The following is an 11,931-nucleotide window of genomic DNA, read 5'->3' on the forward strand; positions in this document are numbered from 1 at the left end:
TCACACGGGGCGATACTCCTGTTCGGGACGGCCGGTGGTGCCGTACCTCAGTTGCATCCGCAGGTGGCCCTTCGCGACGAGGGCAGCGAGATAACGCTGCGCGGTCGCGCGCGACACCCCGATCACCACGGCGACCTCCCCGGCGGAGAGCGGATCCTCCGATTCCCGGAGTGCTTGCAGCACAAGCTCCTTGGTGAACGATCGTGGAGGCGCGGGACGAGCGGACGGGAGTGCGGGCCGTAGCGCCGACAGCGCCGTGTCGATCTCGGCCTGCGTGAGTTCCTCGCCGGCGACCACTCTGCGGTACTGCGCGTACGCCGCCAGGCGGCGCGCCAGTTCGGTGCTCGCGAACGGTTTGACGAGATACACCAGCGCGCCGGCGGCGAGCGCCGCCCGCACCGTCGCGCCCTCGCCGGCCGCGCCGAGCACGAAGCTGTCGCAGTCGAGTTGCCGGATCAGCTCGACACCGGACCCGTCCGGCAGATACACGTCCACGAGCGCCAGGTCGACGGGCACGTCCCGGACCGCGTCCCGGGCTGCTCCGGCGCTTCCCGCGACCGCCGCGACCTCGAATCCGGGCACACCGGCCACCACGGTCGCGTGCAGGTCCGCGACACGGAAGTCGTCGTCGACGACGAGCACCCTCAGATCCGTTCCGCCCATCCCGCATCTCCCTCGTCGAGCACCCCGGGCAGCGTCGCCAGGAACACGGCACCCCCGGTCGGATTGTCCGGGGTGCGCCGGCCCCCGCGGTCGGCGAGCACGACGTCGCCGCCGTGCAGCCGGGCGATCCGGCGCGCCAGCGCCAGGCCCATCCCCCGGCCGCCGGGCACGGTCGAGGCATCGCGGGTCGTCGCACCCTCGACGAACACGTCGGGGAGTCCGGCATCGACGCCATCTCCCGTGTCCGCGACGCTCACGTGCAGGTCGGGGCCGTTCTCCACCAGCTCGACCTCGACCTCGGCGGGCATGTGCCCGCTCACCCGGGCCGCCTCGATCGCGTTGTCGAGCAGGTTGCCCAGCACCGTCGTGACGTCGACCGGCACCCGCACGGTGGCGTGCACCCAGGTGTTCTCACCGAGGACGAGCGCCACTCCCTGCTCGCGCGCGTGCGCCGCTTTCGCGGTGAGAAAGGCGTGCAGATACGGGTCGGCGAGCGCATCGGCCCCCTCGAGCTGCTGGCCGAGCGGACCCGAGCCGAGAATCTGCTCGATGTACTCCAGGGCCTGTTCGGCCCGCCCCTGCCGGAGCAGGCCGTCGATCAGGTGGAGCCGGTTCGCGAACTCGTGACGCTGTGCCCGCAGCGCTGTGCTCAGCGACTTGACGGCGTCGAGCTCACGCGTGAGCGTCTCGATGTCGGTGCGGTCCCGCACCGACATCACCGTGCCCAGGTTGCGGCCGTCGCGCACGACGCGCCGCGACACTGCGACGACGACCCGGTCGCCGGTGGTCGCGGCGACCGGGGTGCCGTCCGCGGCGCGCAGCACATCGAGCAGCCGCGGTGTCATGCCGAGCGTGTCGACGCTGCGGCCGATCCCGTCGTCGAGGTCGAGCAGCCGCCGCGCCTCGGCGTTGACGACGGTGACGGCGCCGCGGGCATCGGTGCCGACGACACCGTCGGAGATCCCGTGCAGCACGGCTTCCTGTTCCCGGACCAGCTCGGTGAGCTGCTCGGGTTCGAGGCCCAAGGTCAGCCGTTTCCACCGGTTCGCGAGGAGCAGCGATCCGACGGCACCGCACGCGAGCGCCGCGAGCGCGATCAGGACGGCGTCGGCGAGGTCGCTGCGGAGATCGGACCGCACCCGCTCGGTGGAGATGCCCACACTGACCTCCCCGACGACCCTGCCCGTGGACGGGTCGGTCACCGGAACCTTCGCCCGCACCGAGTCACCGAGCGTGCCGCGCTGGCTGGTCACGACCTCGCGGCCAGCGAGAGCCTCCGCCGGATCGGTGCTCACCCTCAGTCCGAGCTGGTCCGTGTCGGGATGGGCGAGGCGCAGTCCCTGATCGTCGGTGATCACCACGAACAGCGCACCGGTCGCCGTGCGGACGGCCTCGGCGGCCTCCTGCACCGAACCCGACGCCAGTGCGGGGTTGTCCGGGGAGACCACGCCGTCGTCGGCGGCCGCGTAGCGCGCGACCTCGCTGCGGACGGTCCCGTCCGCGGACACGGCCCGGGCGATCGCGAGGGCACGTTGACCGTGCTCGTCGGTGACACGATCCTCGGTGGTGGTCGCGAACACCGTGAACCCGATGCCGAGCGCCACCGCCACCACTGCGGACTGCAGCAGCAGTACCTGGGTGCGAAGTTTCACGGCATCGTCCCTGTTCGTCCCATGTGCCCAGTGTCGCCCCGCCCGGTCTCATCCGAGCGGGATCTGCCCGAGGAGCACGCCGACGACGAGCATCACGATCGATACCACCGCGGCGCGCCACAGGACCTTCCGGTGGTGGTCCGCCAACGGCACCCCCGCGAGGGTCACCAGCAGCAGGATCGCCGGGACCAGCGGGCTCTGCATGTGCACCGGCTGCCCGGTGATCGACGCGCGCGCCATCTCGACCGGCTCGATGCCGTACTGCCCGGCCGTCTCCGCCAGCACCGGAAGCACCCCGAAGTAGAAGGCATCGTTGGTCATGAAGAACGTGAACGGAATGCTGAGAAGACCCGTGATGACCGCGAGGAAGGGCCCCAGCGAGTCGGGCACGATTCCGGTGAGCCACAGCGCCATGGACTCGACCATCCCGGTGCCCTGGAAGACACCGGTCAGGACCGCCGCGGCGAACACCATCGCGACGACCGAGACGATGCTCGACGAGTGCCGCGCGATCGCGGCGGACTGGTCGACGACCCGCGGGAAGTTCACCGCCAGCGCGAGTCCCGCGGCGATCATGAACAGCACGGGGATCGGCAGGACGTCCAGTCCCAGGACGACCAGCAGCGCCACCGTGAGGATCGCGTTGAACGGCAGGAGCCGCGGGCGGAGGGTCGGGCGGTCCGGGTCGAGACCGGCGGCGAGCTGCCCCACTTCGGGGTCGCTCGCGCCGGATCCCCCGCCGCTCGTCGTTCCCACCCCCGAGGGGCCGGCACCGAGCGGCGTCAACTCGGGTCGCCACACGAGACGGCCGATGCGGCGGCGTTCGGCGACGCCCAGGTGCGCAGCGAATCCGAGCACGATCACCAGGCCGACGACGAGCGACGGGATCATCGGGACGAACACGTCGGACGGTGACAGTCCGAGCGCGCTGGCCGCGCGGACCGTCGGACCACCCCACGGGATGATGTTCATGGTGGCGTTCGCCAGTCCCGCGACAACGGTGAGGACGACGGGACTGACCTTCAATTTCAGGTAGAGCGGCAGCAACGCGGACGTGGTGATGATGAACGTCGTGGATCCGTCTCCGTCGAGGGACACGACCATTGCCAGCACGGCGGTCCCCACCACCAGGCGTGCCGGGTCGTCGCGCACCAGCCGCAGGATGAGCCGGACCAGCGGGTCGAACAGCCCGACATCGATCATGATCCCGAAGAAGATGATCGCGAAGAACAGCAGTGCAGCGGTCGGGGCAAGGCTCTCGACGCCGTCGACGATCATGTCGCCGATGCCCGTGCCCGCTCCGGCGATCAGGCCGAACGCGACCGGGACCAGGATCAGGCCCACGACCGGCGTGGCCCGTTTCGACATGATGAGGAACATGAAGGTGGCGACCATGAGGAAGCCGAGGATGACGAGCATTGCGGTGCCCACTTTCTGACAGGGCCGGGGCCGAGCCGGGCACACGTCGGCCACGGGCCGCTGCGACGACCTGGGGTCTCGAGTGGAATCCGGCACCGGGAGCCGCCCCGGAGTGTGATCTCTGCTACATCAGAGTGTGGGACGGGGACCTGCGGGCAGTCACCGTTGAGCGCGATAGCGCCGTTGTGCGCATTCTGCTCGAGCACATCGCGATCGGTGCGCCGGAGCCGCTCCCATATGCTGGACGACGTGCGCCGATTCGAGTTTCCCGTCGACCTGCCCCACGCCAAGTCCGTGAACCAGACGCTCGCCGAAGTGCGAAGTCTGCGGCTCTCGGGGATCGTCGTCGCGCTGCTGTGCGCGGGCGGCGCCGCCTGGCTGCTCACCCTCGGCAGGCCGTGGGCGTACATCGTCGGCGCGGTCCTCGTCGTCGCCGCCCTCACGTCCGCGTGGGTTGCGCTGTGGGCACCCCGGAAGGTCGGATCGGTGCAGGACCTGTACCACGAGAGCCCGCTGGTACCCGCGGTGGTCTCCGAGGTCCGTCCGCGCGGTTTGACGTTGCTGGCGCTGGTGGACATCGCCAAACCCGGTACCGCCGACCGCCGCTATGCCCTGGTCACCCGCAATGTGCAGGCCGTGCCGGCGCATCAGAAGCGGGTCGGCGAGCGGGTGCCGTGTGTGGCGGTGCTGTCCGATCGCACGACCCGCAACACGACCGGCTCGTGGCAGATGGTCAGCCCGATGCCGATCGCGTGGGGTACGCGGGACGCCAAGGTGCTGCGTGAGGCGACCGACGCGATCGGCGACGCCGAGTGGACACTGCTGAAGAACAAGGTCGGTCTGTCCGAGAAGGTCAGCGCCACCGACGACCACCGGCTGGTGCTCGACCGCAGCGACCTGCCCGGCGAATTGCGCTGACATGCAGATCACGTCGCTGACGGACGGGCGGGTTCATCTGACCGTGCCCGGTCCACGCGATGTGGAGGCGATCACCGTCGCGTGCCGGGACCCGCAGATCACGGCGTGGACGACCGTGCCCGACCCGTACGCGAGGGCCGACGCGCTGCGTTTCGTGGGCGAAATCGTGCCCCGGGGCTGGGCCGGCGCCGCCCCGAACTGGGCGATCCGCACCTCCCCCGGCGGTGCGCTGCTCGGCGTCGTCGGATTCCTGCATCACGACCGCACCGCCCCCGAGATCGGGTATTGGATCGCGCCGGATGCGCGCGGCCACGGCCTGGCGACCGCCGCGGTGCATCTGGCATGCGATTTCGCGTTCGCCGCGGACGGGTTGGCGACCGCACGCATCGAGTGGCGCGCGTTCGCCGGCAACACCGCCTCGGCGGCCGTCGCGCGGCACGTCGGGTTCCGGTTCGAGGGGACGTTGCGTCGCGGCACCATCCATCGGGGTGTTCCGCGCGACACGTGGATCGCCGGCCTGTTGTCCGACGATCCACGCGTCCCGGCCGAGGGCTGGCCGGCCTGACGGCTCGCCGCGTCAGGCCAGGTGCGGCAGCACCTCCTTCTCGAGCAGTTCGATGCCCGAGGTGTCGTACGCCGCTTCAGGGAAGTAGAAGATCGCATAGCCGAGACCCTGCTTCTTCAGGGCGGTGAGGTTCTCGACGATCTGCTCGGGGGTGCCGACCGCGGGCATTCCCCGGAAGGCGTTGAGCGAAGCGTCCGCGGCGTCGGCCCCGACGAGCGGTTCGAGCCGCGCCCGCAGCGTCTCGAGGCGTTCCTGCACCTCCGCCTCGGTGCGGCCGATCGCGACGTTGTAGTTCGCTGACCGGACGATCGCGTCGAAGTCGGTACCGACAGCCGCGCAGTGCTCGCGCAGCAGGTCCGACTTGTGGGCGAATCCCTCGGGTGTGCCGTCGAAGTTGGTGTACTGCGCGTACTTCGCGGCGATCTTCAACGTGACCTTCTCGCCGCCGCCGGCGATCCACAGCGGGATGCCGCTCTCCTGCAACGGGAGCGGGCGGACGATCGCGCCGTCGACCCGGTAGTGCCTGCCGTGCAGGGTCGCGGAACCGGTGGCCCATGCCTGCCGGAAGATCTGCACCCCCTCGTCGAGACGGGCGAGCCGCTCGCCGGCGGACGGGAATCCGTATCCGTAGGCGCGCCACTCGTGCTCGTACCAGCCGCCGCCGATGCCCATTTCGATCCGGCCGCCGGAGATGATGTCCGCGGTCGCCGCGACCTTCGCCAGATAGGCGGGGTTGCGGTAGCTCATCGCGGTGCACATCTGGCCGATACGCACCCGCTCGGTGACGGCCGCGAACGCCGACACCAGCGACCACGCCTCGTGTGTCGCCTCGTCGGTGGCCGCGGGCACGGTGTGGAAGTGGTCGTACACCCAGATCGATTCCCAGGGGCCGTTGTCGGCGCGGACCGCGAGGTCGCGCATGACCCGCCACTGGTCGGCGGGGTCGATGCCGACGAGGTCCAGCCGCCAGCCCTGAGGAACGAAGAGTCCGAAACGCATTGGTGTCCTATCTGGTTCGGTTGGTCACCGTATCGACAAGATCCGTCCCGGAGTCCGGGACCGGCCCGGCCGGTTCGGTCGTTGCTGCCGACGTTACCGGTTGGAGCACCCGGCGCGGCCACGGCGAGTATCGCGGAACGAAGCGGAACATGCAGGCCGCACCGGCCATCGCGAGACCACCGATGGTGACGGCACCCGCCGCGAGCGAGACCGCCGCGACCGCGCCGACCAGGAACGGGCCCACGAACATGCCGCTGTCGTGCGTGAGGCGCCACGCGGCGAGGAACTCCGCCCGCGTCTCGGGTGGGGCGGTGTCGGCGCCGAGGGTCATGATCACGCCGTTGCCCAGGCCGTTCCCGATGCCCAGGACCACCGCGACGACGGTGAGCGAGACGACGTCGCCGGCGAACGGCAGCATCAGGAACGCCACGCCGATGATCACCAGCGACGGCACCGCGACGACCCGGCGACCGTAGCGGTCCATCAGGATCCCCGCCGGATACGAGAACAGCAGGTCGACGGCACCGCCGATCCCGAAGACGATGGACACGGTCACGGCGTCGAGTCCGATGTGGCTGGCCCACAACGGAAGTACCGCTTCGCGGGACGCGCGCGCCGCACCCATGAGCAGCGACCCGGCGCCGAGCGTACACAGCAGCACCCGGTGCCGGCTCAGCATCGCTCCCAGCCCGGCGGGAACGGCCGCCTCGGTCGCCGACGACGCGCGGCGGGTTTCCGGAGCCCGTGCCATGAGGATGCCCGCGAGCACCACACCGGTCACCTGCACCACCAGGCCCCCGCGCACGCCGACGAGGTGGATGGCCCCGGCTCCGACGAACGGCCCGAGGAAGTTGCCGAGCCGCCACATCGTGGCGAACATCGCCATGGCCCGTGCACGGGCCTCCATGGGTACCGCCTCGGCGAGGTAGCTCTGCCGCGCCAGCCCCCACACCGCGTTCGAGAATCCGGTGAGCAGCGCACCGACCGCCAGGACCACCGGATTCCAGGCGGCGATCGACACACCGACACCGACCGCCCCGAGCGCAGTGCCGCCGATGATCGCGCGCCGCTCCCCCAGGCGCGCGACGATGCGTCCGGCGGGCAGGTCACCGAGGACCGCACCGAACGCGACGAGCGCGACGATCAGCCCGGCCACGGGCAACGGTGCCCCGAGTTCCCGCGCGAGCAACGCGAGCACCGGGGCACCGGCGCCCTGCCCGATCCCGAAGATCGCGGAGGGCAGGAAGACCGTGGTGACGAGAGGTTTCAGGTCGAAGGCCGGTCTCATGCAGTGACGGCATCCGACTCGGCGACGGCGGCGTAACGGCTCACCGGCCGGTCCAGGCCGTAGTGGCCGCGCAGAGTCGTGGCGGTGTAGTCGGTGCGGAACAGTCCGCGCTCCTGAAGGATCGGCACGACCTTCGTGGTGAAGTCCTCGAGCCCACCGGGCAGGTACGGCGGCATGACGTTGAAACCGTCGGCGGCGCCCTGTTCGAACCACAACTGCAGTTCGTCGGCGATCTGCTCCGGTGTGCCGGCGAACGTGCGGTGCCCACGACCGCCGCCGAGCTTGCCGATGAGCTGACGCACCGTCAGTCCCTCGTTCTCGGCGAGGTCCTTGACGAGCTGGTAGCGGCTCTTGTTGCCCTGGATCCGCTCGATCGGGGGCAGCGGGGGCAGCGGTGCGTCGAGGGCGTGCTCGGTGAGGTCGACGCCGAGCATCGTGGACAGCTGCCGCAGCGAGTAGGCCGGTGAGATCAGGTCGGTGAACTCCTGCTCCAGAGCCTTGGCTTCCTCCTCGGTCTCCCCGATGAACGGCACGATGCCGGGCAGCACCCTCAGCGACCGGGGGTCGCGTCCGGCCTTGACGACACGGGCCTCGAGATCGCGGTAGAACGCCTGGCCCTCGGCGAGGGTGCGTTGCGCGGTGAACACCGCCTCGGCGTAGCGTGCCGCGAAATCCTTGCCGCTCTCCGACGATCCGGCCTGGACGAGCACCGGACGGCCCTGGGGGCTGCGCGGCGAGTTCAGCGGACCCCGCACCCGGAACCGGGCTCCGTCGTGGTCGACGGAATGCACCTTGCCCGGGTCGGCGAACCGCCCGGTCTCCTCGTCCAGCTCGATCGCGTCGTCTTCCCAGCTGTCCCACAGCGACACCGCGACATCGACGAACTCCGCCGCGCGGTCGTAGCGGCCCGCATGGTCCGGGGTGTCGTCGTAGCCGAAGTTGCGGGCTTCGTCGGCGCCACCGGAGGTGACGATGTTCCAGCCGGCGCGGCCCCCGCTGATGTGGTCGAGCGAAGCGAACTTGCGGGCCAGGTTGAACGGCTCGTTGTAACCGGTCGACGCGGTCGCGATGAGACCGACGTTCTCGGTGACCACCGCCATCGCCGACAGCAGGGTGACCGGCTCGAAGATCGCCTGCGTGTTGTGCTCGACGCGCGGGCCGACCGCGAGGCCGTCGGCGAAGAACACCGAGTCGAGCTTGCCGCGCTCGGCGATCTGTGCGAGTTCCTGGAAGTGCCTCACATCGAGGACGCGGTGCGCTTCGGTGCGCGGGTGACGCCAGGCCGCCTCGTGGTGGCCGACACCCATGAGGAAGGCGTTGAGATGAAACTGCTTGGACGACTGTGACATTCTTCTGATTTCCTGCACTTTCCGGGATGTCAGCGTTCGGGACGCCAACGCGAGAGTCGCCGTTCGATCGTGACGAGGATGCCGTTGAACGTCAGTCCGACGAGGGAGATCGCGATGATGCCGGCGTACATGGCGGGGATCTGGAAGTTGAGCTGCGAGGCGGTGATCAGATAGCCGAGACCCGCCTTCGCGCCGACCATCTCGGCGGCGATCAGCACCAGCACCGACGAGGCCGCGGCCATGCGGATACCGGTGAAGATCGTGGGAACCGCGGCCGGGAGGATCACCTTCTGGAAAAGCCGGTACGACGGGAGCCCCAGCGACCGCGCGGACTTCACGAGCAACGGATCCACGGTTCGCACACCGGAAATGGTGTTGAGCAGGATCGGGAAGGTGCTCGCGTAGATCACCAGGGCGATCTTGGAGGTCTCCCCGATACCGAGGATGAGCACGAACACCGGCAGCAACGCGAGAGCCGCCGTGTTGCGGAACAGTTCGAGGATCGGATTGAGCACTTCGGCGACGGGCCGGTACCAGCCGATCGCGACGCCGAGCGGGATCGCGACGAGCAGCGCGATCGAGAACCCGACGAGCGCCCGGGAGAGGCTCGCGCCGAGATGGTCGGCGAGCTGCCCGCTCGTGATCAGATCGACCAGCGACCCGAGCACGGTCGACAGGGGCGGCAGGAAGACCTCGTCGACGAGACCGAGCCGCGGGGCGATCTCCCACAGCACGAGGAACACCGCGATCGCGACGGTCGGCTTGGTCACCTTCCAGGCCAGCGACCCGGCATACTGGGCGGCGCGCCGATACTTCGCCGGATCCGTTGTGACGACGCTCTTTTCGACGACGACCGATTCGGTGTCGGCGGGCCGGGTCAGGGTTGCGCTCGGGCTAGACATGCTCCACCTCTTCCGTTGCGGCGCCGAGCTCGAGGTCGCGGGCACGCTCGACCTCCGAATGCAGCAGCGACCAGATCTCGTGCCGGTACTTGCGGAACGCCTCACCGGACCGGACGTCCTCGACGTTCCGGTCGATGTCGATGTCGACGATCGTCTTGATCCGCCCGGGGCGGGACGTGAGCACGGCGACGCGTTGCCCCAGATAGATGGCCTCGTCGATGCCGTGGGTGATGAACAGGATGGTCTTGCCGGTTTCACGCCAGATCCGCAGCAGTTCGTCCTGCAACGATTCGCGGGTCTGGGCGTCGAGTGCCGCGAACGGCTCGTCCATGAGCAGGACCTCGGGATCGAACGCCAGGCTGCGGGCGATCGCGACGCGCTGCTTCATGCCGCCGGACAACTCGTGTGGATAGCGGTCGCCGAAGCCGGCCAGGCCGACGAGTTCGAGGTAGTGGTCGGCGAGCGCGCGGCGCTGCTTCTTGGGCAGGCCCTTGGCTTCGAGGCCGAACTCGATGTTGGCCCGCGCCGTGCGCCACGGCAGCAGCGCGTACTGCTGGAACACGATTCCTCGGTCCAGACCGGGACCCGAGATGGGCCTGCCGTCCAGCAGGATCCGGCCCGACGTCGGTTCGCTCAGCCCGCCGAGCAGATCGAGCAGGGTCGACTTGCCGCAACCGCTGGGGCCGACGAGGACCAGGAATTCCCCGGCGGCGAGGTCGATACCGACGTCGTCGAGTGCGGTGAAGGTGTCGGCGCTCCCGCGCACCGCGAACTGCTTGGTCACGTGCTCCAGGCGGAGCTTCGGGGTGGTGCTCACTTCGCCGCCTCCTCGACCGGTTCACCATCGGGCCCGGCGGCCGGGTCGTAGGTGCCGTTGGCGTAGGGATTGAATTCGTTGGTGTAGATGTCCGAGGTCGTGAACTTCCCGTCCTCGAGCTCACCGTTGCGGGTCAGCCAGTCCAGCCAGGTCTGGATCTCCTGATCGGTGATGACACCGCCGGGACCGGCGACACCGGCGCTCTTCCAGTACTCGACGAGGTCGGTGTTCTCGTTACGGCCGCGGGCGTTGATGATCTCCTTGTACTTGGCGATCACCTCGTCGCGCGGTGTGGTCTGCGCCCACCGGATCGCACGGGCCGTGCCCTGCACGAAATCGGCCACCGCATCCCGGTTCTCGGCGATGAAGTCGTCGCGGAACACCTGGGTCCCGTAGGTGAAGGCACCGAACAGGGACTCGTCGGTGAACAGCGGGCGGATGCCGCCCCGCTCGACCGCGGTCTCGCGGAACACACTGCCGAGGGTGCCCACGTCGATCTGGCCTTCCCGCAGCGCCTGCTCGGTGTTCACCGGCGGCACCACGATCAGTTCGACCTGCTTGATCTCCTCGGGCGTGAGCCCTTCCTGCGCAAGCCATTCCCGCACCAGGAACTCGTGGTGCGCACCGAGGGTGTTCATCCCGACCTTCTTGCCGATCAGGTCCCGCGCAGTGCGGATCGGGCTGTCCTCGAGGACGTAGTACCCGTTGAACGTCTCCTTGTCGGAACCGTAGTAGCCGAGCACCGAAGTGATCGGCGAGTTCGCTGCCTGGAGCTTGATCACGGCGCCGTTGAACGCGCCACCGAAATCGGTCTGCCCCGTCGCGGTGTTCTGGATGGACTGCGGACCGCTGGTGTTGTCCCCGATCCACTCGAGCTGAATCTTGTCGAAGTACCCGAAGGCCTCGGCGAGCTCCGGATAGGTGACCTGCGAGGCCGTCCCCTCGTACCGCAGGACGGTCCGGCCGTCCTCGGTCTTCGTGACGTCCGAACCCGACGAGCACGCCGTCGCGACGGACGTGACGGTGAGCAGTGCTGCAACGACGGCGACCGACCGGGTGATTCGGGCGCGCAGCGTGGAATGCGACATCGTGAAAGCTGTTCCTTGCGTTGGAAGGAGGCCCCGAGGGCTCGGGCCGGGCGGGCGGCGCTACCGCGGGCAGCAATCGTCGATACGCGTGCGACATTGCGCGGAAAGGAACGAGTGCGGTGCGATACAGCCGGAAGATCTCAGCGACGGACGGTCCTCGGACCGGCACGTCGACGGTCGCTGGGTCAGCGACAACACTCCGAACACTCGTACACGGCGATCTCCTAAGCGGCGATGTGACTTCATCAAGACTGCAGTTCGGACGCGACGC

General features: G+C 69.3%; 11 protein-coding genes. 2 read left to right on the forward strand and 9 right to left on the reverse strand.

All coding sequences use genetic code 11. The features are described from left to right. Genes A8G15_RS16445 through A8G15_RS16455 form a run of 3 tightly spaced genes read right to left on the reverse strand, consistent with a single transcriptional unit; the run spans position 1 to position 3,734 of the window. Positions 1-663, reverse strand: coding sequence for a response regulator (locus A8G15_RS16445; RefSeq protein ID WP_068161667.1), 663 nt, complete (start codon positions 661-663; stop codon positions 1-3). Continuing rightward, on the reverse strand, positions 645-2,315 hold the full coding sequence (locus A8G15_RS16450; protein ID WP_068161671.1) for an ATP-binding protein: 1,671 nt from the start codon (positions 2,313-2,315) through the stop codon (positions 645-647). Before A8G15_RS16450 ends, A8G15_RS16445 begins: the two co-directional genes overlap by 19 nt. Before the next feature lie 48 nt (positions 2,316-2,363). Further along, on the reverse strand, positions 2,364-3,734 hold the full coding sequence (locus A8G15_RS16455; RefSeq protein ID WP_068161939.1) for a CitMHS family transporter: 1,371 nt from the start codon (positions 3,732-3,734) through the stop codon (positions 2,364-2,366). A gap of 249 nt (positions 3,735-3,983) precedes the next feature. Between A8G15_RS16455 and A8G15_RS16460 the strand changes: the two genes are divergently transcribed. Both A8G15_RS16460 and A8G15_RS16465 read left to right on the forward strand, forming a co-directional pair. Continuing rightward, positions 3,984-4,652, forward strand: a complete 669-nt coding sequence (locus A8G15_RS16460; RefSeq protein ID WP_068161944.1) for a DUF3239 domain-containing protein — start codon at positions 3,984-3,986, stop codon at positions 4,650-4,652. A 1-nt stretch (position 4,653) separates the two neighbouring features. Next, entirely contained in the window at positions 4,654-5,217 is a 564-nt protein-coding gene (locus tag A8G15_RS16465) for a GNAT family N-acetyltransferase (RefSeq protein ID WP_068161674.1), read from the forward strand. 12 nt (positions 5,218-5,229) lie between these two features. Here A8G15_RS16465 and A8G15_RS16470 read toward each other — a convergent pair whose 3' ends face one another. The 6 genes from A8G15_RS16470 to A8G15_RS16495 are packed head-to-tail and all read right to left on the reverse strand — an operon-like array spanning position 5,230 to position 11,660. Beyond that, on the reverse strand, positions 5,230-6,216 hold the full coding sequence (locus A8G15_RS16470) for an LLM class F420-dependent oxidoreductase (protein WP_068161676.1): 987 nt from the start codon (positions 6,214-6,216) through the stop codon (positions 5,230-5,232). A gap of 7 nt (positions 6,217-6,223) precedes the next feature. Beyond that, on the reverse strand, positions 6,224-7,504 hold the full coding sequence (locus tag A8G15_RS16475; RefSeq protein WP_068161679.1) for an MFS transporter: 1,281 nt from the start codon (positions 7,502-7,504) through the stop codon (positions 6,224-6,226). Continuing rightward, the gene (locus A8G15_RS16480; protein WP_068161682.1) at positions 7,501-8,853 is read right to left on the reverse strand and encodes an LLM class flavin-dependent oxidoreductase; all 1,353 of its coding nucleotides are present in this window, start codon (positions 8,851-8,853) and stop codon (positions 7,501-7,503) included. The genes A8G15_RS16475 and A8G15_RS16480 overlap by 4 nt, the downstream gene beginning before the upstream one ends. 29 nt (positions 8,854-8,882) lie before the next feature. Then, positions 8,883-9,755: an ABC transporter permease gene (locus tag A8G15_RS16485; protein WP_068161684.1), complete on the reverse strand. Its 873-nt coding sequence runs from the start codon at positions 9,753-9,755 to the stop codon at positions 8,883-8,885. After that, positions 9,748-10,572 (reverse strand): ABC transporter ATP-binding protein, encoded by an 825-nt coding sequence (locus tag A8G15_RS16490; RefSeq protein WP_068161686.1) that lies wholly within the window; start codon positions 10,570-10,572, stop codon positions 9,748-9,750. Before A8G15_RS16490 ends, A8G15_RS16485 begins: the two co-directional genes overlap by 8 nt. Continuing rightward, positions 10,569-11,660: an ABC transporter substrate-binding protein gene (locus A8G15_RS16495; protein WP_068161689.1), complete on the reverse strand. Its 1,092-nt coding sequence runs from the start codon at positions 11,658-11,660 to the stop codon at positions 10,569-10,571. The genes A8G15_RS16490 and A8G15_RS16495 overlap by 4 nt, the downstream gene beginning before the upstream one ends. Positions 11,661-11,931 lie beyond the last annotated feature (271 nt).

The organism is Rhodococcus phenolicus (genome assembly GCF_001646785.1).
Classification (GTDB): Bacteria; Actinomycetota; Actinomycetes; order Mycobacteriales; family Mycobacteriaceae; genus Rhodococcus; species Rhodococcus phenolicus.

What these genes read in the sequence shown, in the direction of transcription:
- A8G15_RS16445 (WP_068161667.1), bottom strand. Translation starts at nt 663, where the DNA reads ATGGGCGGAACGGATCTGAGGGTGCTCGTCGTCGACGACGACTTCCGT.
- A8G15_RS16455 (WP_068161939.1), bottom strand. Translation starts at nt 3,734, where the DNA reads ATGCTCGTCATCCTCGGCTTCCTCATGGTCGCCACCTTCATGTTCCTC.
- A8G15_RS16465 (WP_068161674.1), top strand. Translation starts at nt 4,654, where the DNA reads ATGCAGATCACGTCGCTGACGGACGGGCGGGTTCATCTGACCGTGCCC.
- A8G15_RS16470 (WP_068161676.1), bottom strand. Translation starts at nt 6,216, where the DNA reads ATGCGTTTCGGACTCTTCGTTCCTCAGGGCTGGCGGCTGGACCTCGTC.
- A8G15_RS16475 (WP_068161679.1), bottom strand. Translation starts at nt 7,504, where the DNA reads ATGAGACCGGCCTTCGACCTGAAACCTCTCGTCACCACGGTCTTCCTG.
- A8G15_RS16480 (WP_068161682.1), bottom strand. Translation starts at nt 8,853, where the DNA reads ATGTCACAGTCGTCCAAGCAGTTTCATCTCAACGCCTTCCTCATGGGT.
- A8G15_RS16485 (WP_068161684.1), bottom strand. Translation starts at nt 9,755, where the DNA reads ATGTCTAGCCCGAGCGCAACCCTGACCCGGCCCGCCGACACCGAATCG.
- A8G15_RS16495 (WP_068161689.1), bottom strand. Translation starts at nt 11,660, where the DNA reads ATGTCGCATTCCACGCTGCGCGCCCGAATCACCCGGTCGGTCGCCGTC.